Genomic DNA, 25,758 nt, shown 5'->3' with positions numbered 1-25,758 from the left:
TCAGCCTTCCCAGCCAGCTTGATAGAGCTTGCCGTGGGCTTTATCCAAAGCGGCGCGAACCACCGGCGAATGCTGGTAGATGTCGACGAATTTGATCAGGCGCGGGTCAGTTTTGCTTTTCGGCTGGATCACGAACTGAATCACGTATTCCTTGTGATCGAGGCCGTCGAACAGCAGCGCCGAGCCGGCATCGAAGGTCTTGGCCAGACGAATGTAGGCCGGGTAGCCCTGCACCAGGTCGGCGTCCTCATAAGCGCGCACCAGTTGCACGGCTTCGACCTGAAGGATTTTCAGTTTTTTCGGATTGGCGACGATGTCGTCTTCGGTGGCCTTGTAGCCCACACCCGGTTTGAGGCTGATCAACCCGGCCTTGGCCAGCAGTTGCAGCCCACGACCGCTGTTGATTGGATCGTTGGCGATAGCGACGCTGGCACCGATGGGAAGCTCGTCGAAGCTTTTGTATTTCTTCGAGTACAGGCCGACGTTGTTGATGATGCCCGGTGCGAACGGCACCAGATCAAAACCGGCGGCGGCCTTGGCGTTTTCGAGGAACGGGATGTGCTGGAAATAGTTCACGTCGATGTCGCCCGAGGCCAGGCTGACGTTCGGCGCGATCCAGTCGCTGAACTCCACCAGTTCGACCTTCAGGCCTTGTTTACCGGCTTCTTCGACCGCCGCTTCCAATGGAATGGCGAAGGCGGCGGTGGTGCCGATTTTCAAGGGCGCGTCGGTGGCGAAAGTCATGGAACTGAAGAGGCCGAAGGCCAGGGCCAGTGCTTTGACTGGGTGATTGAAGCGTTTTTTGGTCATGGTGGTTATTCCAGTCAGTGCGTGAAAGGTGCGTTGCTTAGGCGGGCCTCATCGCGAGCAAGCTCGCTCCCACAGTGGATCTCTGGTGTTCACAAAACCCATGTGGGAGCGAGCCTGCTCGCGATGCTTTTAGCGTCGGAACGCCGAGCCGGTGTGTTGCTCGGGCAGATGCGCCTCACCGTGAAACAGCTTTTCGCGCAAGGTGCCCTCGTCATAAGCAGTCTTGTACGAGCCGCGTCGTTGCAACTCGGGAATCACCAAGTCGATGAAATCGACATAGCTTTCCGGGGTGACGATGCGGGTCAGGTTGAAGCCGTCCAGGCCGGCTTCAGCGATCCAGGATTCCAGTTCATCGGCGACCTGTTCAGGCGAGCCGACCACGGTGATGTAGCGGCCGCCCAAGGCGTGTTGCTCAAGCAACTTGCGTCGGGTCCAGTCGTTGTTTTGCAGGTTCTTGGTGGCGGACTGGATGGCGTTGCTTTTCACGTACTGGATCGGCTCGTCGAGTTCGTACTCGGAAAAGTCGATCCCGGTCGACGCGGAAAAATGCGCCACCCCGGCCTCGGCACTGGCATAGCTCAGGTACTCGGCGTGCTTGGCCCAGGCCAGCGCCTCGGTTGCACCGACGATCACGTTCAGCCCCATGAACACCTTGATGTCCTCGGGGTTACGCCCGGCAGCGGCGGCGCTGGCGCGGACCTTGTCCACCTGGACCTTGGTCGAGACCTTGTTCTGGCCGCTGATGAACACGCACTCGGCGTGTTGCCCGGCGAACACCAGGCCGCGATCTGAACTGCCGGCCTGAAACAGCACCGGCGTGCGCTGTGGTGAAGGCTCGCAGAGGTGATAACCCTCGACCTGATAGAACTCGCCGTGGTGTTCGACCTTGTGGACTTTCGCAGGTGTCGCGTAGATCCGCTGCTCGCGGTCGTTGATCACCGCGTCGTTTTCCCAACTGCCTTCCCAGAGTTTGTACAGCACCTGGAGGTACTCATCGGCCTGGTCGTAACGTCGGTCGTGCTCGACTTGTTCGCGCAGGCCCATGGCCTTGGCGGCGCTGTCGAGGTAACCGGTGACGATGTTCCAGCCGACCCGGCCACGGCTCAGGTGATCGAGGGTCGACATGCGACGGGCGAACAGGTAGGGCGGCTCATACGTCAGGTTGGCGGTCAGGCCGAAGCCGAGGTTTCTGGTCACGGCCGCCATGGCCGATACCAGCAGCAACGGGTCGTTGACCGGCAACTGGATCGACTCCTTGAGCGTTACATCGACCGAGTGTTGGTACACGTCGTAAACCCCGACGATGTCGGCGATGAACAGCCCGTCGAACAGCCCGCGCTCCAGCAACTGCGCGAGCTCGGTCCAGTACTCGACCGTCTTGTACTGGGTCGAGTTGTCCCGTGGATGAGTCCACAGGCCGTGGTTGATGTGCCCGATGCAGTTCATGTTGAAGGCATTGAGCAGGATCTTTTTTTTCTTTGTCGGAGGCGAGGGCATCAAATAGTCCCCCGCAACGGCGGGTTTTCATTGTTGAGGTAGTAGTTGCCAATCGCGTGGTACTTCCAGCGCACCGGATCGTGCAGGGTGTGTACGCGGGCGTTGCGCCAGTGCCGGTCCAGGCCGTGCTCGGCCAGGGTGGCCTGGCTGCCGGAGAGTTCGAACAGTGTGCTGCCGGCCGCCAGGGATATTTCGGTGCTGATGGCGCGCACTTCGGCCACGGCAATCGAGGCCGCCGCGATGGTTTCGGCATTGGTGTCGGCCTGGGCGCGGTCGAGAAATTCTCCTGCGCGTTCCAGCAGTGCTTCCGTCGCGTGCAGGCGAATGCTCAGGTGGCCGAAGCTTTTGATTGTCAGCGGGTCTTCGGTGGCTTTGTCGTTACCGGAATCGATCCACGGACGGGTTTTGCTCCGCACAAAATGCAGCGCGTCTTCGTAGGCGGCGCGAGCGATGCCGGTGTCGATGGCCGCATGGAGAATCTGTGCCAGAGGGCCGACCGGTGTCGGACGTTCGAAGGCGCTTTGAAAGGGGATCACGTCATCAGCCGAAACGTAGACATCTTCAAACACTACCGAACCGCTGCCGGTGGTGCGCTGGCCAAAGCCGCTCCAGTCGTCGATAACCGTAAGGCCCTGGCTGTCGCGCGGGACGAAGGCCAGTTGCTGGACGCCGTGTTCATCGACCACCGTAGTCGGAATCCGTTGCGCGTAGATCGCCCCGGTGGAGTAGAACTTGCGGCCGTTGATGCGAAAACCGTCGCCATCTCTCGTCAGGCTGGTGACCCGGTCGTGAGCGGTTTTGGTCCCGAGTTCCGCCAGCGCATTGCCGAAGCGCTGACCGGCGAGGACTTCGGCGTACAGGCGCTTTTGCTGCTCGGGCGTACCGTTCACCCGCAGCACTTCGAGGGCATAAAAGTGGTTCTGCGGAATTTGCCCCAGCGAACCGTCGGCCTGGGCGATCAGCGCGATGACCTTGGCCAGGGTGACGTTGGAAACCCCCGCACCGCCGAATTCCCTGGGCACGCTGATGCCCCACAAGCCTGAGCGTGAAAAGACTTCCAGTTCGGGGTAGGGCAGGCGTCGTTCACGGTCGCGCAGGGCGCTGTCGCGTTTGAAGTCTTCGGCCAGATCGCTGGCGACGACGAGGGCTTGTTCATCGCTGGTGATGACCGCGACGGGGTGAGAAAGAGTCATGTGTTTCTCCAGAGATCTGGTCAAAAGTGTTCTGGTCGTTCAGATCCAGGAATGCCGTGCAGGCAAGGTGCCGTTCAGGTGATAAGTGCCCACGGCGTGGTACTTCCAGCGCACCGGATCGTGAAGGGTGTGCACGCGTGCGTTGCGCCAGTGGCGATCGAGGTTGAACTCGGCGAGGGTGGCGCGGCTGCCGGCCAGCTCGAAGAGTTTTTCGCTGGCCAGCAGCGAGATCTCGGTGGTCAGCACCTTGGCTTCGGCGACTGCAATCGAAGCGCGGGCGGCGGATTCGGCGGTGACCGGCGCGGCGCTGACTTGATCGAGCACTTTCCCGGCTTTGCGCAGCAGCGCTTCGGCGGCGTGCAGTTCGATTTTCAGTTTACCGATATCGGCAATCACGTAGAGGTCATCGCTGGCGCGTTCGACCTTGGCATCGATCCACGGCCGAGCCCGTTCGCGAACGAAGCTGATGGCGTCGTCGATGGCGCCGCGTGCAATACCGGCGTCGATGGCGGCTTGAATCAGCTGTGACACGGCGCCCTGGATGTTCGGGCTGTCGTTGATCCGCCAGTTGTCCACCACCAGATCAGCATCGACCCGTACGTTGTTCAGCAGCACGGTGCCGCTGGCCGTGGTGCGCTGGCCGAAACCCGACCAGTCGTCGACGATGCGCAGCCCAGGGGTGCCGCGACGGACGAAGGCGATGACTTGTTTGCCGTCGTCATTGAGTGCCTTGACCGCGACCCAGTGAGCGAACAGTGCGCCCGTGGAGTAGAACTTCTGGCCGCTGATGACGTAACCATCACCGTCGGCGGTGATTCGGGCTTTGAGTTCCAGGGTGTTTTTGGTGCCGCGTTCAGGCCCCGCATTGCCGATTCGCCAGCCGTCTAGCACGCTCTGAAACAGCTGCTTTTTCTGCCGCTCGTTGGCGGTGTGCTGGAGCAGATTGAGAATCCCGAAGTGGTTCTGCGGGATTTGTCCCAGTGCCGGGTCTGCCGCGGAAATGATCGCGAAGACTTCGGCGAGGGTGACGAATGAAACGTCGGGGCCGCCGAACGCCTTGCCAATGGCAATACTGCCCAGGCCACTGCGAGTGAATTGTTCGATTTCCGCCCAGGGCAACTTGCGCTGTTGATCGCGTCGCGCAGCTTGCAGGCGGGCGACCTGAGCGAGTTCGTGTGCTGCTTCGAGGGCTTGCGCGTCGTCGCGCAAAACCTGCGCGGGCAACAACAGCGGGGGAATGTCCAGATCACTCTGAACGTTTGCATCTGCCAGATTAGACATCAGCGCCGCTCCCTGGCTGCACGCAATGCCCTGGCGATTTGCACCGGGGTGATTTTGTTCCTGACCATACCTACCTCACATCTCATGGATAAGCCGCATCGTGCGGCGAAATCAAAATCAAGAATGTCCGGTGGTCCGGTGCATATACCCTAAGCGCGTATAAAAAATTAATAAACTAACTTTTAGGAATATGCATAGAAGGGTGTCGAGATCGTCAAGATCGCAGGCTTCGCCAGCTCCTACAGGTCAACGTCGATTGGCGTTGGAGCTGGCGAAGCCTGCGATCTCTTGTCTTAACGACGACGTTCTTCGGCAGTGCAAAGCACTTCCTTCGACAGCACTTTCAGGTAGGGATTGGTGCAACCGACTTTCAAGGTGCGCGCCGGCGCCCAGCGGGAGTTGTTACCTACGCGATCAAGAATGCAGTAGGTGACTTCCAGTCGATGGTCTTCACCTGCCTCAAGAATCACCGCCGGCGGCACCCAGACGTTGATCGATTGGCCGACTTCGCTCGGTTTGATCTTGGGCAGGTCCATGCGCACATCGCCCCAGCGCAGGGTGATTTCATCGTCAGCTGCCATGTTCAGGTAGGGCTCGATGGTCAACGGCACACCGCGTTTGATCTGGTTCGGGTTGACCCCGTGCCGACGGATCATCTCGGGAATACCCAAGGGCTCCAGGCTCTGGTTTTCATCCGCGCACAGGGTGTGGGGCTGACCGCCCGGGCAGTCGAGTTTGACCTGAACCCGTTTCGCCGCGGACAGCGCCGGGCCCTGCCCGACTTGCATGAGCCGGTAGTGGATGCGCGAGCTGCCATTGCGGATAAAACTCTCCGGCACCCGCAGGCTGAGTGGCTGCCCGACATCCGTGGTGTTGAGCACCCTGGAGGCCACATAGCAGTTGTCCCAGAACAGTTCGATCAGATCACCTTCGTCCATGCCGACGTAGGGCGGTATCTCGATCAACAGGTGAGCAGCGGAAGTGATGTTGATGGCAGATCTGACCGATTGCGCAAGGCCAGGCGCCGCCAATTCAACTTTGTTCGACAGACAGGTCATGAGTGTTCTCCTTGAAACATCGCAGCGAAATCCATTTCGGAAGTGTCGAAGGCGTAGTGTAGTAGCAGTTCAGGTTGTTCAATGTTTGGTGATGAATTTTTAAATAGGTTCAGGTGCTGTGAAGTACCGGTAGGTGCCTAGATAAGTGAGGGGGCGATAGGGTGTCAATAGACGCAAGTTGAGAACTTGGGAATACCAGGTTATTCAGATATTTCCTACTCGCAATAATAGATTGGTGGACATGCTGTCCCGCTTTTTCTTAGATGTTGTCGATTTGTGAACCCGTGTTTCCGGTGCTTCAAGGCTTTGGGTCGAACTGAGTGTGCTTGAAGCTACGCGATAGGAGCTTGTTGCAGGAGGTATCTATATATCGCTTTTAACAGAAAGGATTAAGTAACTATAAAAGTCGGATAGAGGCGGGGGAATGTCGGTTAAGTAGTGCGGTAAGTGTCACTTCCGTCCGTGGAAGTTGACAGCGGTTAATGCGCTTCTGGTGGGGCGTAGAACCTTCAGGAGTTGAGAAACTTACTGAGGAATTGCCGGGTTCGTTCTTCTTTTGGATGGGCGAACAACTCTTTCGCTTCACCCTGTTCGACAATGACGCCCTTGTCGAAAAACACTACCCGGTTCGCCACATCACGGGCGAAGCCCATTTCGTGGGTGACGATGACCATGGTGCGCTTTTCTTCGGCCAGACCGCGAATGGTCGCCAACACTTCGCCAACCAGTTCCGGATCGAGGGCCGAGGTTGGCTCATCGAAGAGAATCACTTCCGGCTCCATGGCCAGCGCCCGGGCGATCGCCACACGCTGTTGCTGCCCACCGGAAAGCCTGCGCGGGTAAGCGTCTTCCTTGCCCGCCAGACCGACTTTGGCCAGCAGTTTTCGACCCAGCGCCAGTGCTTGATCCCTTGGGATTTTCTTCACCACCAAAGGGCCTTCGATGACGTTTTCGAGTGCCGTGCGATGGGGGAACAGGTTGAAGTTCTGAAACACGAAACCGACGTGCTGGCGCAAACGGCGCACCAGGCTCTGCTGCTGGTTCAACGGGCGGCTGCCATCGATTTCGATGTCGCCGACCTTGATCCGGCCGCTGGTGGGTTCTTCGAGAAAGTTCAGGCAACGCAGGAAGGTGGTCTTGCCCGAGCCGCTGGGGCCGATGATTGCCACCACCTCGCCTTCTTCAACTTTGAGATCGATGCCATTGAGCACCACTTGACCCTTGAACTGCTTTGTCAGTTTTTCCACGACAATCATGGGGTCAGGACTCCTGGTCGTGCCGATTGACCCGCTCTTCCAACTGGTTTTGCAGGTGCGAAAGCACCGTTGCAAGCACCCAGTAGATCAGTGCGGCGGCAAGATACATGGTGAAAATTTCGAAGGTACGGGCGGTGATCAGCTGTGCCTGACGGAACAGTTCCGGCACCTGAATGGTCGCCGCCAGCGCGGTGTCCTTGACCAGCGAAATGAAGCTGTTGCCCAGTGGCGGCAGCGCCGTGCGCGCAGCTTGCGGCAGGATGGCCCGGCGCAGGGTCTGCGCACGGGTCATGCCGATACTGGCAGCGGCTTCCCACTGGCCGCGCTCAATGGAGCTGATCGCGGCACGGAGGATTTCACAGGCGTAGGCGGCCATGTTCAGCGAGAAGCCGATCAAGGCTGCCGGCAGCGGATCAAGTTCGATGCCCAATTGCGGCAAGCCGTAATAGATCACGAACAGTTGCACCAACAACGGCGTGCCGCGAAAGAACGACACGTAGACGCGGGCAATCCAGCTCACCAGCTTGAAGCGCGAAAGGCGCATCAGCGCCAGGCCGAAACCCATCACCAGGCCGAAGAACATCCCGCCCAGGCTGAGGATCACTGTGTAGTACGCGCCCTTGAGCAGAAAGGGCGCGGAATCCAGTGCGAGTTGGAAAGCTTCTTCCATTATTGAGTGACGTCAGCGCTGAAGTATTTTTCCGAAAGCTTTTTCAGCGTACCGTCGGCACGCAGCTTGTCGATGGCCTTGTTCACTGCAGCCAGCAGTTCAGGCTCGCCTTTGCGCAGGGCAATGCCGGCTTCCTGACGGGAGAACGCTTCGCCGGCGGCGGCAGTATCCTTGGCCTTTTTGGCGTATTCCAGCGCGGCGAGGCGGTCGATCAGAATGGCGTCGATACGGCCGACACGCAGGTCCTGGAACTTGGTCGGATCATCGTCATAGGTCTTGATGATGGCTTTTGGAACGTTGTCCTTGACCCATTGCTCGTAATTGGTGCCCAGGCCTACGCCGACTTTCTTGCCGGCCAGGTCGGCGGCGGTCTTGATAGTGTCTTTGTTCTTGGTCAGGGTCAGTGCCTGAATCCCGGAAACGGTATACGGCTCTGAGAAATCGTACTTTTTCTTGCGCTCTTCCGAGATGGTCACCTGGTTGATCACTGCGTCCAGACGCTTGGATTCCAGCGCCGCGAGAATGCCGTCCCATTTGGTCGGTTGCAGTTTGACCTTCACGCCCAGCTCTTTGGCCAGGGCTTCGGAGAACTCCACTTCGAAGCCGGTCAGTTTGCCGTCGGCATCGACGAAACTGAACGGTGGATAAGTGCCTTCCAGACCGACGTTGATCACGCCGGCCTCCTTGATTTTTTGCAGCTGCTCACCGGCCACCGCTTGCCCCAACAGGCCAGCACCGAGTACCAGGCCCAGCGAGCCCACCAGCAGATTTCGACGGAATGCGGAAAAATTCATGACAAGCCCCTGTGTTTTTTTATGAAGACGTTTTTTGGAGAAGCAGGCAAAACCGGGAATTGAACGGCTGCAACATCGTGCCCTAAAAGCAGCGTATGCGTCTCGCGGCAATTGCGCCTGCGGCGGGACTATATGACGAGGCTTTTAGATGTGAAAATAATATAAATTCAGCTTATTATTCTTTATTGGAATATAAATGCTTCATGTAATTTGATCGTTCCCACGCTCCCGCGTGGGAATGCCTCTTGGGACGCTCCGCGTCCAGTGACGCGGAGCGTCACGGGCTGCATTCCCACGCAGAGCGTGGGAACGATCTGTCAGAGTGAGTCTTTATAGGCAAACAACGCCGGTGCACCGCCGGTGTGCAGGAAGATGATCGGGCCGTCGTTGAAGCGCTGTCGGCCGATACCATCGAGCAAACCGGCCATGGCCTTGCCAGTGTAGACCGGGTCGAGCAACAGCCCTTCCTGGCTGGCCAGCAACTTGACTGCCGCCAGGGTGCCGGCATTTGGCTCACCGTAACGCGGGGCGAAATACTCGTCCCACAATTCAACCTTGAAACTCGCGGCCAGCGAGACGCCCAGCAGTTCCGCGGTGCGCTCCGCCAGACCCTGGACCTTCGGTCGTTGGTCTTCGTCGCTGCGCGAAACGGTGACACCGATCACCGGCAAGTTCGGCAGTACTTCGCTCAGCGCCAACGCCAGACCGCTGTGAGTCCCGGCGCTGCCCGAAGCCAACACCACCGCGGCGAACTCCAGTCCGCTGTCTTCGATCTGCCCGGCCAGCTCCAGCCCCGCACGTACATAACCCAACGCGCCCAAGGCATTGGAGCCGCCAATCGGTACCAGATAAGGTTTTTTGCCGTTACTGCGCAGACGCTCGGCCAGTGCCTGCAACTGTAGGTCGGCGTTATCGAGGTTCTCTACCAGCTCGACCTTGGCATCGAACAAGTCCAGCAGCAGGCGATTGCCGTTGCCCAGGTAATTGCTGTCATCAGTGCCGATCGGGTTCTCCAGCAGGGCAATGCAACCCAGGCCCAGTTTGGCGGCCAGGGCTGCTGTCTGGCGCACGTGGTTGGACTGGATTGCACCTGCGGTGATCAGCGTGTCGGCGCCTTGCGCAAGCGCGTCGGCGGCGAGGTATTCGAGTTTGCGCAGCTTGTTGCCGCCCATGGCCAACGGTGTCAGGTCGTCACGTTTGACGTAGACATCGCGCTCTAGCCAGGCTGACAAGCGTTCGAGCTTTTCCAAAGGGGTGGCGTTGGCCAGAAGGTCCAGACGACTGAAGCGAGCAAGCTGTTGTTTGATCATGGGGCCGCACGGGTCGAAGAATGTCACTGGACTATAGGCAGGCCGATTTACTCGGGCAACCATCAACATCGCTTATGTCAAAAAGTGCTTATAACAGCACAATTAGTTCTTAATTCCGCTTTGGGCGCATACCGTAAAGTGAACGCCGTTCAGGCGGCCAGAACGTCCGGCCGCAGCACGTGAGGAGTGTTACCGTGAGCCAGCGTTCCAGCCATTGGCAATTACAGACCATCGTCAGCCAACTGCGCACCGCCCGCGACCAGTGGCGTGCACAGAACGGTCGTATCAGCGGCGAGCAGGGCGGGCGCGAGCTGCCGTCGCGCGCGGCGATGGCCGATATTCTCGAAGCGCTCTGTGGTGCGTTGTTCCCGATGCGCCTGGGCCCGGTGGATCTGCGCGAGGAGAGTGAAGACTTCTACGTCGGGCATACGCTGGATGTGGCGCTGAATGCGTTGCTGACTCAGGCGCGTCTGGAACTGCGCTATGTCGCGCGGCAGAGCGCCCAGGTCGATACCGAGGTCGAGGCGCGGGCGATCAGCCTGATCCAGGATTTCGCCCTGGCCTTGCCGGGCCTGCGCAGCCTGCTGGATTCCGATGTGCTGGCGGCGTATCACGGCGATCCGGCAGCCCGTAGCGTCGATGAAGTGCTGCTGTGCTATCCGGGAATTCTGGCGGTGATTCACCATCGTCTGGCCCACCATTTGTACCGCGCCGGGCTGCCATTGTTGGCACGGATCAGTGCGGAAATCGCCCACTCGGCGACCGGTATCGACATTCACCCGGGCGCGCAGATCGGCCGTAGCTTCTTCATCGACCACGGGACAGGCGTGGTCATCGGCGAGACCGCGATCATCGGCGAGCGGGTGCGCATCTACCAGGCCGTGACCCTCGGCGCCAAACGCTTCCCGGCCGATGAAGACGGCCAGTTGCAGAAGGGCCATCCGCGCCATCCGATCGTTGAAGACGATGTGGTGATTTATGCCGGCGCGACCATTCTGGGACGGATCACCATCGGCAAGGGTTCGACCATCGGTGGCAACGTCTGGCTGACCCGCAGCGTGCCGGCCGGCTGCAACCTGACCCAGGCCAATCTGCAGCATGATGACGGAACGCAGAAGTAAGCCCGAGCCTTTCACTGCCTGACCGGCCGTCATCGCGAGCAAGCTCGCTCCCACAGTGGTTCATGTCGTTCACAACGTTGTGGGCTGACAAAGATTCAATGTGGGAGCGAGCTTGCTCGCGATTGATTTCAAGCCGGATCGAGATAATGGCATTCAGCCAATTTCCCACTGAACGAATTCCCCATACCCCGCGTCATACCTACCCCTGAGCCAACGTACGAAACGTTCCACCGAGCCTTGCGATTAGTCCTCACAGCCCATCCATGTTTAACTTGAACGTTCATTCAAGTTAAACCGGTGGTTCGCTGCCCGCTCACAACAGGAGGCTAGCCTTTGCTGAGTCCGTTTTTTACAGCCACGTTTTACCCCCCCGAGGTGCACGCTTCATGAGTGCATCATTCACCCCACCAAGCGGCCAGATCCGCATGAATCCGCCGGTGTTCTATTTCGCGGCGACCTTCATTTTACTGTTCGGCCTGGTGGTCATCGCCTTCCCGCAACAGTCCGGCGCCTGGCTGCTGGCGGCGCAAAACTGGGCGGCCAATACGGTCGGCTGGTACTACATGTTGGCGATGACCCTGTATCTGGTCTTCGTGGTGGTCACCGCCTTGTCTGGCTACGGCAAGATCAAGCTCGGTGCCGACCACGATGAGCCCGAATTCAGTTATCTGTCCTGGGCCGGCATGCTGTTCGCCGCGGGGATCAGCATCACGCTGTTTTTCTTCTGTGTGTCCGAACCCCTGACTCACCTGTTGCAACCGCCTCAGGGCGAGGCCGGCACAGCCGATGCGGCACGTCAGGCGATGCAGATATTGTTTCTGCATTGGGGCCTGCATGGTTGGGGTGTGTTCGCTTTTGTCGGCATGGCGCTGGCCTACTTCGCCTACCGGCATAACCTGCCGCTGGCCCTGCGCTCGGCGCTTTATCCGCTGATCGGCAAACGCATCAACGGCCCGATCGGTTACGCGGTGGATGGCTTCGGTATCATCGCCACGGTGTTCGGTCTGGGCGCCGACATGGGCTTCGGCGTGTTGCACCTCAACGCGGGCCTCGACTACTTGTTCGGCATCGCCCATACCCAGTGGATTCAGGTCGGCCTGATCACGCTGATGATGGGCGCGGCGATCATCGTTGCCGTCGCCGGCGTCGATAAAGGCGTGCGGGTGATGTCCGACATCAACATGCTGCTGGCCTGTGCACTGTTGCTGTTTGTGCTGTTCGCCGGCCCTACCCAGCACCTGCTCAATACCCTGATCCAGAACCTTGGCGATTACCTCGGCGCCTTGCCGATGAAGAGTTTCGACCTTTACGCCTACGACAAACCCAGCGACTGGCTGGGCGGTTGGACAGTGTTCTATTGGGCGTGGTGGATCGCATGGTCGCCGTTCGTGGGCCTGTTCATCGCGCGGATTTCCCGTGGCCGGACCATCCGCGAATTCGTCTTCGGCGTGCTGTTGATTCCGCTCGGTTTCACCCTGGCGTGGATGTCGATCTTCGGTAACAGCGCCATCGACCAGGTACTCAACCACGGCATGAGTGCCCTTGGCCTGTCGGCCATCGACAACCCGTCGATGACCCTCTACCTGCTGCTGGAAACCTACCCCTGGAGCAAGACGGTGATCGCCGTCACGGTGTTCATCAGCTTCGTGTTCTTCGTCACCTCGGCTGACTCCGGCACCGTGGTGCTTTCGACGCTGTCGGCCAAGGGCGGCAGCGCCGATGAAGACGGGCCGAAATGGCTGCGGGTGTTCTGGGGCGCGATGACGGCACTGGTGACCAGTGCGCTGTTGTTCGCCGGCAGCATTGATTCATTGAAGTCAGCGGTGGTGCTGACGTCGTTGCCGTTCTCGCTGATTTTGTTGCTGATGATGTGGGGTCTGCACAAGGCGTTCTACCTCGAGTCGCAGAAGCAGATCGCTCAGTTGCATTCGTTGGCGCCGGTCTCGGCATCACGACGTGGCAAGGGTGGCTGGCGTCAGCGCTTGAGCCAGGCCGTGCACTTTCCGTCGCGCGACGAGGTCTACCGTTTCCTCGACACGACGGTGCGTCCGGCGATTGAAGAAGTGACGGCGGTGTTCGCTGAAAAGGGCTTGAACGTGGTCACCCAACCGGACCCGGCCAACGACAGCGTCAGTCTGGAAATCGGTCACGGCGATCAGCATCCGTTCATTTATCAGGCGCAAATGCGCGGTTACTTCACACCGTCTTTCGCCCGTGGCGGGATGGGCTCCAAAGAGCTCAACAACCGTCGCTACTACCGGGCTGAAGTGCACCTGAGCGAAGGCAGTCAGGACTACGATCTGGTGGGCTACACCAAGGAGCAAATCATCAACGACATCCTCGATCAGTACGAGCGGCACATGCAGTTCCTGCATCTGGTGCGCTGACCGAGGCCGGTGGCGCTCAAGCGTTGTTCAGGGCCATGAACAGCACTAGAGCGGCCACCGGCACACCGAAGACCATGAAGCCCACCATCAATTCGGAGGTCAGCGGTTGCCCGGCGGTGATCATGCCGACGGCGCCGTTGATCACCGTCAGCGCCAGCCACAGGACTACAAAGCTGTAGGTCAGGGTCTGACGACTGAAGCCGAGCTTCTCACCGATGAACAGCATCAGCGCCAACAGGACCAGGCCGAAGGTGATGATGATTGTGGTGTGCATGGTGCGCTCCGCCCTTGAAATGTCTGTTGCCCGATCAGTCGCCATCGCGAGCAGGCTCGCTCCCACAGGGTTTTGTGTTGAACACAGATCCTGTGGGAGCGAGCTTGCTCGCGATGGGTTCACCCCAGTGTCAGTCCGAGCAAGTATTCATCAACTTTCTTCCTGTAGAGCATAGTCAAACCAACCCGCCATTCACTCGCAAAATCTGCCCGTTGACCCAACCCGAATCCGGGCCCGCCAGGAAGGAAATGACCTTGGCGATGTCTTCTGGCTGACCGAGGCGTTCCAGCGGCGGCATCTTGGCGAAGGTCTGGATCTGCTCTTCGCTTTTGCCATGCAGGAACAGTTCAGTGGCGACCGGCCCCGGGGCCACCGCGTTGACCGTGATGTTGCGGCCGCGCAGTTCCTTGGCGAACACCTGGGTAAGGGATTCCACCGCCGCTTTGCTGGCGATGTACACCGCGTAACCGGGCAGATTAGCCGCTGGTCTGGCAATAAAAGCCGTTTCGTTCTGATGGACTAATATTTATCAGAGTGTGTATGGTGTGTATTGAAATCACCTTTTGCCGCGTACAGTGCGTCGCGGATGCTGTCGAAAAAGGGTGAAGGTGATGCGTAGTCGGGAAATGATCAGGATGATCGAAGAGGACGGCTGGTATTTGGTGGCGGTCAAAGGTAGCCACCATCAATACAAACATTCGCGCAAATCAGGGAGGGTAACCATCAAGCATCCTGACGCGGATCTCCCCAAAGGAACAATCAACAGTATTTTGAAACAGGCGGGCCTGAAGTGAGCCCGAGAAACAGCTATCAGATCCCCGATGAGGGCAGATTGAACAGGTTCCGGTCGCACGTTCTACCGGATTTACAGGAAGGGCCCATCCCCATGAAATTCCCAGTCGTTCTGCATAAGGATGCCGATTCAGAGTACGGAGTAATTATCCCCGACGTTGCGGGTTGTTTCTCTGCAGGTGGAACGGTGGCGCAGGCGCTCGAAAACGTTAAAGAGGCGCTGTCGTTACATTACGAGGGACTGGTCGCCGATGGCGATCCGCTGCCGCAGGTGCGCGAGATCGACGAGCACCTCGAGAACCCTGATTACGCGGGTGGTGTTTGGGCAGTGGTCGAGTTTGACGTGACGCCGTATTTCGGCAAGTCGGTGCGCTTCAATGCGACACTGCCAGAGCAGTTACTGGAGCGCATTGATCAGACAGTCAGACGCGATCAACGGTACAACTCAAGATCCGGCTTTCTGGCAGCAGCGGCCCTGCGCGAACTGTCGGCCTAAGGGCCAAAATCAAAAATGATGTGAAACGTTTCAGCATTTAGTCGAACACCCCGTTTTGGATGCGTTGCCTGAGCGTATGCTGGGCAACGCTGACGACTTCGTCGTTCAAAACAAGAGAGGGTTCGATGACTTACACCGCTGCTGCTGATCGTTACGACTCCATTCCTTACCGCCGCGTCGGTCGCAGTGGGCTGGTGCTGCCGGCACTGTCGCTGGGCCTGTGGCACAACTTCGGCGACAGCACGCCGATCGATACCCAGCGTGCGCTGTTGCGTACCGCCTTCGACCTGGGCATCAACCACTTCGACCTGGCCAACAACTACGGCCCGCCGTACGGCAGTGCCGAGGTCAACTTCGGTCGTTTGCTGCGCGAAGATTTCAAGCCGTACCGCGATGAGCTGATCATCTCCAGCAAGGCCGGTTGGGACATGTGGCCGGGCCCTTACGGTCAGGGCGGCGGCTCACGCAAATACGTGCTGGCCAGCCTCGATCAGAGCTTGCAGCGCCTTGGCGTCGACTACGTGGATATCTTCTATTCCCACCGCTTCGACCCGGACACTCCACTGGAAGAAACCGCTGGTGCGCTGGCCACCGCCGTGCAGCAGGGCAAGGCGCTGTACATCGGTATCTCGTCCTATTCCGGGGCGAAAACCCGTGAAATCGCCGCATTGTTGAAAGAGTGGAAAGTTCCGCTGCTGATACACCAACCGGCTTACAACCTGCTCAATCGCTGGGTGGAAAAGGACCTGCTGGACACCACCGACGAACTCGGTGCTGGCGTGATTGCCTTCACTCCGTTGGCTCAAGGGCTGCTGACCGACAAGTACCTTAACGGCGTGCCGGCTGATGCGCGGGTCAATCGCCCAGGCGGTGGTTCATTGCAGGCATCGCACCTGTCCGAGGCCAACATTGCTCAGGTGCGTGCGCTCAACGAAATCGCCAAACGTCGTGGTCAGAGTCTGGCGCAATTAGCGCTGGCCTGGACTCTGCGCGACCCTCGGGTGACCTCTGCACTGATCGGCGCCAGCCGCCCGGAGCAGATTATCGAGAACGTCGGGGCATTGAAGAATTTGAGCTTCAGCGCTGAGGAACTGGCGGAGATTGACCGGTTTGCCCAGGAAGGCGGGATCAACCTGTGGGAGAAGCCTTCGACGGCGGAGTAAATGTCCGGCGCCGGATATTCTGGCGCCTGTCAGATTGCTTTCGCGAGCAAGCTCGCTCCCACAGGGTTTTCAGTTGGCGACAGATTTGTGGTCAACCAAAATCCAATGTGGGAGCGAGCTTGCTCGCGATGGGGCCATAAAAAGCAGTAAAGAAGTCAGTGGCTCACCGGAAAAACGGCGCATCCCCCAGCACCGTCGCCCGGTGCATCACGCGGCGCGCTGGCCGGTAATCATCCACGGCAAAATGCTGAGTCACGCGGTTGTCCCAGAACGCCACGTCGTTCTCCTGCCAACGCCAGCGAATGGTAAATTCCGGCCGGGTAGCATGGGCGAACAGCAGCTTCAGAATCGCTTCGCTTTCGGTTTCCGAGAGCTCGTTGATACGAGTAGTGAAGCCCTCGTTGACGAACAACGACCTGCGCCCACTCACCGGGTGCGTGCGGATCACCGGATGCGACAGCGGAGGGTTCTTCTTGCGGGCTGCTTCCCATTGGGCCAACGCTTCAGGCGTGGTACCAAAGCGCTCCAGAGGGAAGGATTTGACGAAGTCGTGAGTCGCAGTCAGGCCTTGCAACAGATTTTGCAGCGGTACTGAGAGAGCTTCGTACGCCGCAATGCCGCTGGCCCATAACGTGTCGCCACCAAACTCCGGCAGCAGCTTGGCGCTGAGTACCGCGCCGAGGGCCGGGGTCGGCAGGAAGGTCACGTCGGTGTGCCACACGGCGTTGTCGCGCACGTCGGTTTCGGCTGTGTCGAGGACCAGCACTTGTGGCTGTTCCGGCACGTTCGGGTAGATCGGGTGAATGTGTAATTCACCGAAATTCGCCGCAAAACGTGCTTGCTGCTGCGGATTGATCGGCTGCTCGCGGAAGAACAGCACCTGATGCTTGAGCAACGCCTGCTCGATAGCATCGCGCTGTTTGACGTTCAGCGGCTGGGAGATATCGACGCCGCTGATCTGCGCGCCGAGGGCGGTGCTGAGTGGGGTGATGGTCAGGCTGCTCATGGCTTTCTCTTCAATCCGGGGTGTCGACTAATGAATAATTAGTGAGTCTGGCCATGCCACGGCACCAGTTTGCGTTGCAGGGCGCGCAGGCCCATTTCCATGGCGAAGGCAATCAGCGCGATCAGCAGAATCCCCAGCACCACCACATCGGTGACCAGAAATTGCGCGGCTGACTGCACCATGAAGCCCAAGCCACTGGTGGCGGCGATCAACTCGGCAGCCACCAGCGTCGACCAGCCCACGCCAAGACCGATGCGCACGCCGGTCAGAATGTCCGGCAAGGCACTCGGCAAAATCACATGACGAATCAGCTGGACCCGAGTCGCGCCCAACGACTGCGCGGCGCGCAACTTGGCTGGGTCGACAGTGCGTACGCCAGTCGCGGTGGCGATGGCGATCGGGGCGAAGATCGCCAGATAGATCAACAACACCTTGGACAGCTCACCGATGCCGCACCAGATCACGATCAACGGCAGATAGGCCAACGGTGGAATCGGCCGGTAGAACTCGATCAGTGGATCGAGAACACCGCGCGCGATGCGGTTATGGCCGATGGCGATACCGACCGGCACGGCGGTCAAAACGGCGAAGCCCAGACCCAAGCCGATACGGCTGAGGCTCGCGCCCAGATGCTGCCAGAGGGTTGAGTCCATGTAGCCCGTGCTCGCCAGCAACCAACCTTTTTGCAGGACGGCGGACGGCGGCGGAAGGAACAAGGGCTCGATCAGGCCACTGGCGGTCACCGCCCACCAGAAACCAAGCAGCGCAAACAGCGTCAACAGGCTGATCCAGCGTGTGCTGAGGCTGCGACGGACTGGAATTACTGATGAAGGGCCGGACACTTTGACCGTGGCTGCCGGGATTTCATAGCTGCTCATCAGGCACGCTCCTGCCGTTGGGAGAACACACGGGCAAGGACGTGTTCGCGGGTTTCGATAAAGCGCGGGTCGGACTTGATCGCTCGCGCCGATTCACCGGCCGCGTAACGCTGACCGAAATCCAGGCTCAGACGCTCGACGATTTGCCCAGGGTTGGGTGCCAACAGAATCAGGTCCGTGGCGAGGAACACTGCCTCTTCAATGTCATGGGTGATCAGGAACACCGGTTTGGCGGTGCGTCGCCAGACTTGCAGCAACAGTTCTTGCATCTGTTCGCGGGTGAAGGCGTCGAGGGCGCCGAAGGGCTCGTCCATCAGCAACACGCGCGGGTCAGCGGCGAGCGCGCGGGCCAGGCCGACACGCTGCTTCTGGCCGCCCGAGAGCTGCCAGATACGGCGTGCATCGAAGCCTGCAAGGTCGACCAGCGCGAGCATTTCCCGGGCGCGGATTTCGCGTTTATCACGCGGCACACCGGCCAGTTCCAGGCCGAAGCCGACGTTGGCTAACACGTCCTGCCAGGGCAGCAAGGCGTCGTCCTGGAACACCACGCCACGCTCGGCGCTCGGGCCTTTGACCGGCACGCCGTCGAGGGTGATACGCCCGGCGCTGGGTTCGACGAAACCGGCAATCAGGTTCAACAGCGAGGTCTTGCCACTGCCGGACGGGCCGAGGGCGACCAGCAATTGCTGAGGCCCAAGGCTTAAGGAAATATCCGCCAGCACCGGTTCCGGGCTGCCTGGGTACTGTGCGCTGATGCGCTCCAGCTGAAGCAAGGCCATCGCGCTCAACTCCTGATCAGTTAGTGATGTACTTGGCGCTGACGTATGGGGCGTAGTCCGGCAGCACGGCTTCGACCTTGCCTTGTTCCTTGAGGAACGTCGCGGTGTCGGTGATGGCCTTGGTGGTCGGTGCACCGAGGCTGATCACCTGATCAGCCGCCAGTGGATAGACGTTGCCTTGCAGCAGTAACGGAATGTCGCTGGCCTTGGCGCCGGAGAGTTTCACCAGTTTGTCGACATTGCCCTTATCGGCCAGCCAGGCTTGTGGGTCCTTGCGGTAGTGGGCGTAGGCGTCGAGGGTGACTTTGGCGAAGGCACTGACGATTTCCGGGTGCTTCTCAGCGAAATCCTTGCGCACGATCCAGGCATCGAAGGTTGGCGCGCCGAACTTGGCCAGTTCGCCGGACGTGATCAGTACCTTGCCGTTTTCCTTGGCGACACCGAGTGCCGGGTCCCACACGTAGGTCGCGTCGATGTCACCGCGTTTCCACGCGGCAATAATCGCCGGCGGCGCGAGGTTGAGGATCTGTACTTTCGACGGGTCGATGTTCCAGTGCTTGAGCGCGGCCAGCAGGCTGTAGTGTCCGGTGGACACGAAGGGCACGGCGATTTTCTTGCCGATCAGGTCCTGCGGGGTTTTGATCCCGGAACCGTCGCGGGCCACCAGTGCTTCGGCGGCGCCGATCTGAGTGGCAATGAGGAAGGTTTCGACTGGAACCTTGCGGGTGATCGCAGCCGTCAGCGGGCTGGAACCGAGGTAGCCGATCTGCACGTCGCCCGAGGCGATAGCGGCGATGATGTCGGCACCATTGTCGAATTTGCGCCAGTCGATTTTGGCGTGGGTGGCGGTTTCGTAACTGCCATCGGCCTGGGCGACTTTCGCCGGGTCGACGGTGGTCTGGTAGGCAACAGTGAGGTCAGCCGCCTGAGCGAAAAAGCTCGCTGCGGCCAGGGACGCGGCCGCCAGGAGGCGAAGGGGGAAGTGCAGTTTCATCATGAAAGTCCTCATCAGGCGGCCGAGGCTTCGGCGTGTGATGAGACTAAATGATCTAAGAATTCTAAAATAAATAACTTTTTCGAATGAGCTTATGAGCGGAAAACGTTAACAGCGACCGCTGCGCGGTCATCGCGAGCAGGCTCGCTCCCACAGGGTTCAGTGGTGTTCACACAATTGTGGACACACCGAAAATCCACTGTGGGAGCGAGCCTGCTCGCGATAAGGTCCGAAGGACCTTCCGGGGTCAGTTACTGATCGCCAGAATACTCGCCTGATACGACCCGACAAACACGTCGAAATCGCCGACTTCGTTCTGCTCCAGCTCGGTTTGCTGAGCCAGCGACGAGCGCGCCAACTCTTCGAAGCGCGCCTGCTCTTCGGCCGCCAGCGGTTCGCTGCGGAAGAATTCGGCGTGAGCCTGGCTCTGGCGCAGGGAGAACCGGGCGAAGCTTTCCTTGTGTTCGGTCATCGCCGCCAGCACTTGGGCGGAAGGGGTCAGGGACGGGTCCTTGATCTTCGCCAGTTGCGCGTCGAGGGCTGTACTGTGGGCGTCACCACCGTGGCTTTGATCGAGCAGCGCGGCCAGCGGGGCGATTTTTTCCAGCAGCTCCAAGGCCCACTCTTTCATGTCTACCGGCTGGCCGTCCCGTTGCAGTTGCAGGCCCGGACGGCGACCTTCCTTGACCACGCTGAGGAAGTTCGAGGTGGCGTTGCCGCAGGTGGTGGCGGTCAGCAGCGGGCTTTCGTTCAGCGCGCAATACAGCAGGAACGCGTCGAGGAAGCGCGCTTCCTGCAGGTCGATGCCCATCGGCATAAACGGGTTGATGTCCAGCAGGCGCACTTCGACGTACTGAATGCCACGAGCCACCAGCGCCTGGATCGGCCGCTCGCCGGTGTAGGTCACGCGTTTCGGGCGGATGTTGGAGTAGTACTCGTTTTCGATCTGCAGGATGTTGGTGTTGAGCTGAACCCACTCACCGTCCTGGTGCGTGCCGATTTCGACGTACGGCGGGTACGGCGTGGCCACCGCTTTGCGCAGGCTGTCGGTGTAGCTGTTCAAGTCGTTGTAGCACGGCGTCAGCCCGGCTTGCGCGTTGCTCTGATAACCCAGATCGCTCATGCGCAGGCTGGTGGCGTACGGCAGGTACAGTGTTTCGGCGTCAAATTGTTCCAACTGATGGGAACGACCGCGCAGGAAGCCGGCGTCCAGCGCTGGCGAAGAACCGAACAGGTACATCAGCAGCCAGCTGTAGCGGCGGAAGTTGCGAATCAGCGCGATATAGGCCGCCGACTGATAGTCGCGGTCGGTGCCGACAAAGCCTTCAGCTTCTTTGAGCAGCGGCCAGAGTTTTTCCGGCAGGGAAAAGTTGTAGTGAATCCCGGCGATGCACTGCATGGTCTTGCCGTACCGCAGGGCCAGGCCCTTGCGGTAGACGTACTTGAGCTGACCGATGTTGGAGGTGCCGTAATAGGCGATCGGGATATCTTCCTCGGCCGGCAACGGGCACGGCATCGATGGACTCCACAGGTACTCGTTGCCGAGCTTGCTGTAGGCAAAACGATGAATCTTGTCCAGGCTGCTCAGCGTGTCCGCAGGATTGGCCAAGGCAGGCGTGATGAACTCCAGCAGCGACTCGGAATAGTCGGTGGTGATCTGTTCGTTGGTCAGCGCGGAACCCAGGCTTTCAGGGTGCGGCGTTTGCGCCAGGCGACCTTCGCCCGTCACGCGCAGGCATTCACGTTCGATGCCGTGAAGACACTGTTCGAGCAGAGAGAGGTTAGCGCGCTCGCCGAGCAGAGCCAGGCGGCGGTTGAGAAGTTCGCTCAAGTTGGATTCCTTCACGCGTCAGTCGCCCCAATATGGGGGTGGGCAGGACGGTCTACAAGGGTGAAGTTGAAACTGGCGTTTTCGCCTGGTTTTTTCGAGCCGCACAGGCCTAATGCCGGTCAGTCAAGAACTGCACAATCCCTGTGGGAGCGAGCCTGCTCGCGATGAGGGACGGTCAGTCAACATCTAGGTCGTCTGACACACCGCCATCGCGAGCAGGCTCGCTCCCACAGTTTTCGCAGCGCCGAAATTAACTCAAATTGATGACAGGGAGCTACAGGACAGCGAACGTGCCTTGTGCTTTTGCGACCAATTTGTCGCCTTGCATCACATCCGCTTCAACCACCAGCGTGCGCCGGCCCGGGTGAATGACCCGCGCCGTGCACATCACCTCGCCTTCAGCCACGGCGCGGATGTAGTTGATCTTGCACTCGATGGTCGCGCTCTGCTGGTCAAAACCATGGGAGCTGGAACAGGCCAGCCCCATGGCAATGTCCACCAGACTGAACAACGCCCCGCCGTGCAGCTTGCCACCGCGATTGCGCAGCTCAGGCTCAAGGGCCAGGGCGACTTGCGCCGCCCCGACCTCAAGGCTGTGCAAACGGCAACCCAGCAGCTTGAAAAAAGCGCTTTCGGTCAACCCCGCAGGGACCTCCATCAGCGCTTCTTCAACTGCTTGGCATTGGCGAACAGCGACGCCATGGCGTTGTTGCTCGGAGCCGCTGCCGTGGTTTCTTTGCGCGGTGCGGTGCTCGAAGACTGACGCGGCGCCGAACCTGGACGCGCGCCACGAGCGCCGTCGATCTTCTCGCCCGGGGTGTCGCTCATGCGCATCGACAGGCCAACGCGTTTACGCGGGATGTCGACTTCCATGACCTTGACCTTGACCACGTCGCCGGCCTTCACCGCTTCACGCGGATCCTTGATGAACTTCTCGGAAAGCGCGGAGATATGCACCAAACCGTCCTGATGCACGCCGATATCGACGAAAGCGCCGAAGTTGGTCACGTTGGTCACCACACCCTCGAGGATCATCCCCAGTTGCAAGTCCTTGAGGTCTTCGACGCCTTCCTGGAACTCGGCGGTCTTGAACTCCGGACGCGGGTCGCGGCCCGGCTTCTCCAGTTCCTGGAGGATGTCGGTGACCGTTGGCAGACCGAAGGTTTCATCGGTGTACTTCTTCGGATCGAGACGCTTGAGGAAAGCGGCGTCGCCGATCAGCGAGCGGATGTCGCGGTCGGTTTCAGCGGCGATGCGTTGCACCAGCGGATAGGCTTCCGGGTGAACCGCGGAGGAGTCCAGCGGGTTGTCGCCGTTCATCACACGCAGGAAGCCGGCGGCTTGTTCGAAGGTCTTTTCGCCGAGACGGGCGACTTTTTTCAACGCAGCGCGGGTTTTGAAGGCGCCGTTTTCATCGCGATGGGTCACGATGTTCTGCGCCAGGGTCGCGTTGAGGCCGGAGATGCGGGCCAGCAGTGCGACGGAGGCGGTGTTCACGTCGACGCCGACGGCGTTCACGCAGTCCTCGACCACCGCGTCCAGGCCACGCGCCAGCTTCAGTTGCGACACGTCGTGCTGGTACTGGCCGACACCGATGGATTTCGGATCGATTTTCACCAGCTCGGCCAGCGGATCCTGCAAGCGACGGGCAATCGACACTGCGCCACGGATCGACACGTCGAGGTCCGGGAATTCCTTGGAGGCCAGTTCCGAGGCCGAGTACACCGAAGCGCCGGCTTCGGAGACCATGACCTTGGTCATTTTCATCGCCGGGTATTTTTTGATCAGGTCAGCGGCGAGTTTGTCGGTTTCACGGCTGGCGGTGCCATTGCCGATAGCGATCAGGTCCACCGAGTGCTTGGCGCACAGGGCGGCGAGCACGGCGATGGTCTGGTCCCACTTGTTGTGCGGCACGTGCGGGTAAACCGTGGCGTGGTCCAGCAGCTTGCCGGTGGAGTCGACCACCGCGACCTTGCAACCGGTGCGCAGGCCCGGGTCCAGGCCCAGCGTGGCGCGTGGGCCGGCTGGAGCTGCCAGCAGCAAGTCGTGCAGGTTGTGCGCGAAGACGTTGATCGCTTCTGTCTCGGCGCCGTCACGCAGCTCACCGAGCAGGTCGGTTTCCAGGTGCGTGTAGAGCTTGACCTTCCAGGTCCAGCGCACCACTTCACCGAGCCATTTATCGGCCGGGCGGTTCTGGTTGGCGATACCGAATTGCTGACCGATCATGCCTTCGCACGGGTGCATGGTGCCCGGCAGTTCGTCACCGACCTTCAGTGCGGAGCTGAGGATGCCTTCGTTGCGGCCACGGAAAATTGCCAGGGCGCGGTGCGACGGCATGCTTTTCAGCGGTTCGTCGTGTTCGAAGTAATCGCGGAACTTGGCGCCTTCCTCTTCCTTGCCAGCGATCACGCGGGCACTGAGCGTGGCTTCCTGCTTCAGGTAGCCGCGCAGCTTGTCGAGCAGGTTGGCGTCTTCGGCGAAGCGTTCCATGAGGATGTATTTGGCGCCTTCGAGGGCCGCTTTCACGTCCGCCACGCCTTTTTCGGCGTCGACGAAGCGTGCGGCTTCGGTGTCTGGCGTCAGGCTCGGGTCGTTGAACAGGCCGTCGGCCAGTTCGCCGAGGCCGGCTTCCAGGGCGATCTGGCCCTTGGTGCGGCGCTTCTGCTTGTACGGCAGGTACAAGTCTTCGAGGCGGGTCTTGGTGTCGGCGAGCTTGATGTCGCGTTCCAATTGCGGGGTCAGCTTGCCTTGCTCTTCGATGCTGGCGAGGATGCTGATGCGCCGTTCGTCGAGTTCTCGCAGGTAGCGCAGACGCTCTTCCAGGTGCCGCAACTGGATGTCATCGAGGCTGCCGGTCACTTCTTTCCGGTAGCGGGCGATGAAGGGCACCGTGGAGCCTTCATCGAGTAGCGCGACGGCCGCTTCGACCTGTTGTGGGCGTACACCGAGTTCCTCGGCGATGCGGCTGTTGATGCTGTCCATAAAACCACCTGACAAATTGTGAAAGCAGGCTCGCGGGCGCAGGGAATAAGGCCCGGCGAGTCTGGTTGAGCGGCCTGGCCAGCGCCGCTACCTGGATCAAAAGGCATCCCATTGACCCGTGGAATCGAAAAATTACTGCCGGGCGTAAAAATAAAAAGCCGCCACTGACAGTAACGATCAGACGTTGCCCGACACAAAAGGCCGCGCATTATAACCGCCGTTCTGCCCGATGGGGGCATCGCAGGCTGTAGGCATAAAGGCCGTATCGCTGGCGGCACAGGAAAAATCTGCTAACAATGCACACGGTGCGTATAACGGCAGCTACGCCATAATGCGCACCGAGATCAAAGGAGCATCCAATGAGCAGCACTGCACAAACTGCTGAAGGCGAAAAAATTCTTATCGTTGACGACGATCCAGGGCTCAGCAGCCTGCTGGAACGTTTTTTCGTCAGCAAGGGCTACCGTGCCCGCGCCGTACCGAACACCGAACAGATGGATCGTCTGCTGGCGCGTGAAGTGTTCAACCTGGTCGTCCTCGACCTGATGTTGCCCGGCGAAGACGGCCTGACCGCCTGCCGCCGTCTGCGCGGCGCGAACAATCAGATTCCGATCATCATGCTCACCGCCAAGGGCGACGAGTTGAGCCGGATCAAAGGCCTGGAACTGGGCGCCGACGATTACCTGGCCAAGCCGTTCAACCCGGACGAGCTGATGGCGCGGGTCAAAGCGGTCCTGCGTCGTCAAGCGGCGCCGGTGCCGGGCGCGCCGGGCAGCGAAGACGAAAGCGTGACCTTCGGTGATTACGAATTGTCTTTGGCGACCCGTGAACTCAAGCGCGGCGACGAAGTACACATGCTCACCACCGGTGAGTTCGCGGTCCTCAAGGCGTTGGTGATGAACGCGCGTCAACCGCTGACTCGCGACAAGCTGATGAACCTGGCCCGTGGCCGCGAATGGGATGCCCTGGAGCGTTCCATCGACGTCCAGATTTCCCGCCTGCGCCGGATGATCGAGCCTGATCCGTCGAAACCACGCTACATTCAAACGGTCTGGGGCGTAGGTTACGTGTTCGTTCCGGACGGCACCGCGACCAAGTGATCGGTGATTTGTAGGAGCGGGTCAGCCGGTTAATGCGTCACCCGGTTGATTCGCGATCCGCAATTCTGCGAGCCTCGCTCGCTCCT

23 protein-coding genes and 1 pseudogene are annotated in these 25,758 nt (G+C 59.9%); 6 read left to right on the top strand and 18 right to left on the bottom strand.

The window, feature by feature from the left end; translation table 11 throughout:
* The 9 genes from AC1RKH_RS07320 to AC1RKH_RS07280 form a co-directional block, all read right to left on the bottom strand.
* Entirely contained in the window at positions 1–810 is an 810-nt protein-coding gene (locus tag AC1RKH_RS07320; RefSeq protein ID WP_493061892.1) for a MetQ/NlpA family ABC transporter substrate-binding protein, read from the bottom strand.
* 129 nt (positions 811–939) lie between these two features.
* Positions 940–2,307, bottom strand: a complete 1,368-nt coding sequence (locus AC1RKH_RS07315; protein ID WP_493061893.1) for an LLM class flavin-dependent oxidoreductase — start codon at positions 2,305–2,307, stop codon at positions 940–942.
* Positions 2,307–3,500, bottom strand: coding sequence for an SfnB family sulfur acquisition oxidoreductase (locus AC1RKH_RS07310; RefSeq protein WP_493061894.1), 1,194 nt, complete (start codon positions 3,498–3,500; stop codon positions 2,307–2,309). Before AC1RKH_RS07310 ends, AC1RKH_RS07315 begins: the two co-directional genes overlap by 1 nt.
* A 39-nt stretch (positions 3,501–3,539) precedes the next feature.
* The gene (locus tag AC1RKH_RS07305; protein WP_493061895.1) at positions 3,540–4,781 is read right to left on the bottom strand and encodes an SfnB family sulfur acquisition oxidoreductase; all 1,242 of its coding nucleotides are present in this window, start codon (positions 4,779–4,781) and stop codon (positions 3,540–3,542) included.
* 293 nt (positions 4,782–5,074) lie between these two features.
* Positions 5,075–5,839 carry a hypothetical protein gene (locus AC1RKH_RS07300; RefSeq protein ID WP_493061896.1) on the bottom strand — a complete coding sequence of 255 codons (765 nt, stop codon included), beginning with the start codon at positions 5,837–5,839 and terminating at the stop codon, positions 5,075–5,077.
* Between the two features lie 509 nt (positions 5,840–6,348).
* The gene (tcyN, locus tag AC1RKH_RS07295) at positions 6,349–7,095 is read right to left on the bottom strand and encodes an L-cystine ABC transporter ATP-binding protein TcyN (RefSeq protein ID WP_493061897.1); all 747 of its coding nucleotides are present in this window, start codon (positions 7,093–7,095) and stop codon (positions 6,349–6,351) included.
* Between the two features lie 4 nt (positions 7,096–7,099).
* Positions 7,100–7,765, bottom strand: a complete 666-nt coding sequence (gene tcyL, locus AC1RKH_RS07290; RefSeq protein ID WP_493061898.1) for a cystine ABC transporter permease — start codon at positions 7,763–7,765, stop codon at positions 7,100–7,102.
* A complete protein-coding gene (gene tcyJ / locus AC1RKH_RS07285) occupies positions 7,765–8,559 on the bottom strand; it encodes a cystine ABC transporter substrate-binding protein (RefSeq protein ID WP_493061899.1) in 795 nt (264 codons plus the stop codon). Before tcyJ ends, tcyL begins: the two co-directional genes overlap by 1 nt.
* 317 nt (positions 8,560–8,876) lie before the next feature.
* Positions 8,877–9,869 carry a D-cysteine desulfhydrase gene (locus AC1RKH_RS07280; protein WP_493061900.1) on the bottom strand — a complete coding sequence of 331 codons (993 nt, stop codon included), beginning with the start codon at positions 9,867–9,869 and terminating at the stop codon, positions 8,877–8,879.
* A gap of 194 nt (positions 9,870–10,063) precedes the next feature.
* Between AC1RKH_RS07280 and epsC the strand changes: the two genes are divergently transcribed.
* Positions 10,064–10,990, top strand: a complete 927-nt coding sequence (gene epsC / locus AC1RKH_RS07275; protein ID WP_493061901.1) for a serine O-acetyltransferase EpsC — start codon at positions 10,064–10,066, stop codon at positions 10,988–10,990.
* A gap of 425 nt (positions 10,991–11,415) precedes the next feature.
* A complete protein-coding gene (gene betT / locus AC1RKH_RS07270) occupies positions 11,416–13,377 on the top strand; it encodes a choline transporter BetT (protein WP_493062243.1) in 1,962 nt (653 codons plus the stop codon).
* A gap of 16 nt (positions 13,378–13,393) precedes the next feature.
* Here the strand turns inward: betT and AC1RKH_RS07265 are convergent, their stop codons facing one another.
* Together AC1RKH_RS07265 and AC1RKH_RS07260 are read right to left on the bottom strand one after the other, a co-directional pair.
* A complete protein-coding gene (locus AC1RKH_RS07265; protein ID WP_493061902.1) occupies positions 13,394–13,651 on the bottom strand; it encodes a hypothetical protein in 258 nt (85 codons plus the stop codon).
* 175 nt (positions 13,652–13,826) lie between these two features.
* Positions 13,827–14,129: pseudogene (locus tag AC1RKH_RS07260) on the bottom strand (SDR family oxidoreductase); the annotation flags it as partial.
* 133 nt (positions 14,130–14,262) lie between these two features.
* On the opposite strand from AC1RKH_RS07260, the gene AC1RKH_RS07255 reads away from it, so the two are divergent.
* The 3 genes from AC1RKH_RS07255 (at position 14,263) to mgrA (ending at position 16,102) form a co-directional block, all read left to right on the top strand.
* Positions 14,263–14,445, top strand: a complete 183-nt coding sequence (locus tag AC1RKH_RS07255; protein ID WP_071555753.1) for a type II toxin-antitoxin system HicA family toxin — start codon at positions 14,263–14,265, stop codon at positions 14,443–14,445.
* 92 nt (positions 14,446–14,537) lie between these two features.
* Complete coding sequence (locus AC1RKH_RS07250; RefSeq protein ID WP_123427394.1) at positions 14,538–14,939, top strand: type II toxin-antitoxin system HicB family antitoxin; 402 nt, start codon at positions 14,538–14,540, stop codon at positions 14,937–14,939.
* A gap of 125 nt (positions 14,940–15,064) precedes the next feature.
* A complete protein-coding gene (gene mgrA / locus AC1RKH_RS07245; RefSeq protein WP_493061903.1) occupies positions 15,065–16,102 on the top strand; it encodes an L-glyceraldehyde 3-phosphate reductase in 1,038 nt (345 codons plus the stop codon).
* A gap of 163 nt (positions 16,103–16,265) precedes the next feature.
* On the opposite strand, the gene tauD is transcribed toward mgrA, so the two are convergent.
* The 7 genes from tauD to AC1RKH_RS07210 form a co-directional block, all read right to left on the bottom strand.
* Complete coding sequence (tauD, locus tag AC1RKH_RS07240; RefSeq protein ID WP_493061904.1) at positions 16,266–17,108, bottom strand: taurine dioxygenase; 843 nt, start codon at positions 17,106–17,108, stop codon at positions 16,266–16,268.
* A 38-nt stretch (positions 17,109–17,146) separates the two neighbouring features.
* Positions 17,147–17,986 (bottom strand): taurine ABC transporter permease TauC, encoded by an 840-nt coding sequence (gene tauC, locus AC1RKH_RS07235; RefSeq protein ID WP_493061905.1) that lies wholly within the window; start codon positions 17,984–17,986, stop codon positions 17,147–17,149.
* A complete protein-coding gene (gene tauB, locus AC1RKH_RS07230) occupies positions 17,986–18,765 on the bottom strand; it encodes a taurine ABC transporter ATP-binding subunit (RefSeq protein ID WP_493061906.1) in 780 nt (259 codons plus the stop codon). Before tauB ends, tauC begins: the two co-directional genes overlap by 1 nt.
* A 16-nt stretch (positions 18,766–18,781) precedes the next feature.
* Entirely contained in the window at positions 18,782–19,759 is a 978-nt protein-coding gene (tauA, locus tag AC1RKH_RS07225) for a taurine ABC transporter substrate-binding protein (protein ID WP_493062244.1), read from the bottom strand.
* A gap of 247 nt (positions 19,760–20,006) precedes the next feature.
* Positions 20,007–21,590 (bottom strand): glutamate--cysteine ligase, encoded by a 1,584-nt coding sequence (gene gshA / locus AC1RKH_RS07220; RefSeq protein ID WP_493061907.1) that lies wholly within the window; start codon positions 21,588–21,590, stop codon positions 20,007–20,009.
* A 274-nt stretch (positions 21,591–21,864) separates the two neighbouring features.
* A complete protein-coding gene (locus AC1RKH_RS07215) occupies positions 21,865–22,248 on the bottom strand; it encodes a PaaI family thioesterase (RefSeq protein ID WP_493061908.1) in 384 nt (127 codons plus the stop codon).
* The gene (locus AC1RKH_RS07210; protein WP_493061909.1) at positions 22,248–24,572 is read right to left on the bottom strand and encodes a Tex family protein; all 2,325 of its coding nucleotides are present in this window, start codon (positions 24,570–24,572) and stop codon (positions 22,248–22,250) included. Before AC1RKH_RS07210 ends, AC1RKH_RS07215 begins: the two co-directional genes overlap by 1 nt.
* A 359-nt stretch (positions 24,573–24,931) precedes the next feature.
* Between AC1RKH_RS07210 and ompR the strand changes: the two genes are divergently transcribed.
* Positions 24,932–25,672 (top strand): osmolarity response regulator transcription factor OmpR, encoded by a 741-nt coding sequence (gene ompR / locus AC1RKH_RS07205; protein ID WP_123427210.1) that lies wholly within the window; start codon positions 24,932–24,934, stop codon positions 25,670–25,672.
* The last annotated feature ends 86 nt before the right edge of the window (positions 25,673–25,758 follow it).

Source organism: Pseudomonas sp. GW822-FHT06B12 (assembly GCF_058799675.1).
The sequence above is the reverse complement of the archived record's forward strand: the minus strand, read 5'-3'. Positions and strand labels throughout refer to the sequence as shown.

Bases quoted from the DNA above. Each gene is read 5' to 3' on its own strand.
- AC1RKH_RS07320 (WP_493061892.1), bottom strand. From the start codon at position 810: ATGACCAAAAAACGCTTCAATCACCCAGTCAAAGCACTGGCCCTGGCC.
- AC1RKH_RS07315 (WP_493061893.1), bottom strand. From the start codon at position 2,307: ATGCCCTCGCCTCCGACAAAGAAAAAAAAGATCCTGCTCAATGCCTTC.
- AC1RKH_RS07310 (WP_493061894.1), bottom strand. From the start codon at position 3,500: ATGACTCTTTCTCACCCCGTCGCGGTCATCACCAGCGATGAACAAGCC.
- AC1RKH_RS07305 (WP_493061895.1), bottom strand. From the start codon at position 4,781: ATGTCTAATCTGGCAGATGCAAACGTTCAGAGTGATCTGGACATTCCC.
- AC1RKH_RS07300 (WP_493061896.1), bottom strand. From the start codon at position 5,839: ATGACCTGTCTGTCGAACAAAGTTGAATTGGCGGCGCCTGGCCTTGCG.
- tcyN (WP_493061897.1), bottom strand. From the start codon at position 7,095: ATGATTGTCGTGGAAAAACTGACAAAGCAGTTCAAGGGTCAAGTGGTG.
- tcyL (WP_493061898.1), bottom strand. From the start codon at position 7,765: ATGGAAGAAGCTTTCCAACTCGCACTGGATTCCGCGCCCTTTCTGCTC.
- tcyJ (WP_493061899.1), bottom strand. From the start codon at position 8,559: ATGAATTTTTCCGCATTCCGTCGAAATCTGCTGGTGGGCTCGCTGGGC.
- AC1RKH_RS07280 (WP_493061900.1), bottom strand. From the start codon at position 9,869: ATGATCAAACAACAGCTTGCTCGCTTCAGTCGTCTGGACCTTCTGGCC.
- betT (WP_493062243.1), top strand. From the start codon at position 11,416: ATGAATCCGCCGGTGTTCTATTTCGCGGCGACCTTCATTTTACTGTTC.
- AC1RKH_RS07265 (WP_493061902.1), bottom strand. From the start codon at position 13,651: ATGCACACCACAATCATCATCACCTTCGGCCTGGTCCTGTTGGCGCTG.
- AC1RKH_RS07255 (WP_071555753.1), top strand. From the start codon at position 14,263: ATGCGTAGTCGGGAAATGATCAGGATGATCGAAGAGGACGGCTGGTAT.
- AC1RKH_RS07250 (WP_123427394.1), top strand. From the start codon at position 14,538: ATGAAATTCCCAGTCGTTCTGCATAAGGATGCCGATTCAGAGTACGGA.
- mgrA (WP_493061903.1), top strand. From the start codon at position 15,065: ATGACTTACACCGCTGCTGCTGATCGTTACGACTCCATTCCTTACCGC.
- tauD (WP_493061904.1), bottom strand. From the start codon at position 17,108: ATGAGCAGCCTGACCATCACCCCACTCAGCACCGCCCTCGGCGCGCAG.
- tauC (WP_493061905.1), bottom strand. From the start codon at position 17,986: ATGAGCAGCTATGAAATCCCGGCAGCCACGGTCAAAGTGTCCGGCCCT.
- tauB (WP_493061906.1), bottom strand. From the start codon at position 18,765: ATGGCCTTGCTTCAGCTGGAGCGCATCAGCGCACAGTACCCAGGCAGC.
- tauA (WP_493062244.1), bottom strand. From the start codon at position 19,759: ATGAAACTGCACTTCCCCCTTCGCCTCCTGGCGGCCGCGTCCCTGGCC.
- AC1RKH_RS07215 (WP_493061908.1), bottom strand. From the start codon at position 22,248: ATGGAGGTCCCTGCGGGGTTGACCGAAAGCGCTTTTTTCAAGCTGCTG.
- AC1RKH_RS07210 (WP_493061909.1), bottom strand. From the start codon at position 24,572: ATGGACAGCATCAACAGCCGCATCGCCGAGGAACTCGGTGTACGCCCA.
- ompR (WP_123427210.1), top strand. From the start codon at position 24,932: ATGAGCAGCACTGCACAAACTGCTGAAGGCGAAAAAATTCTTATCGTT.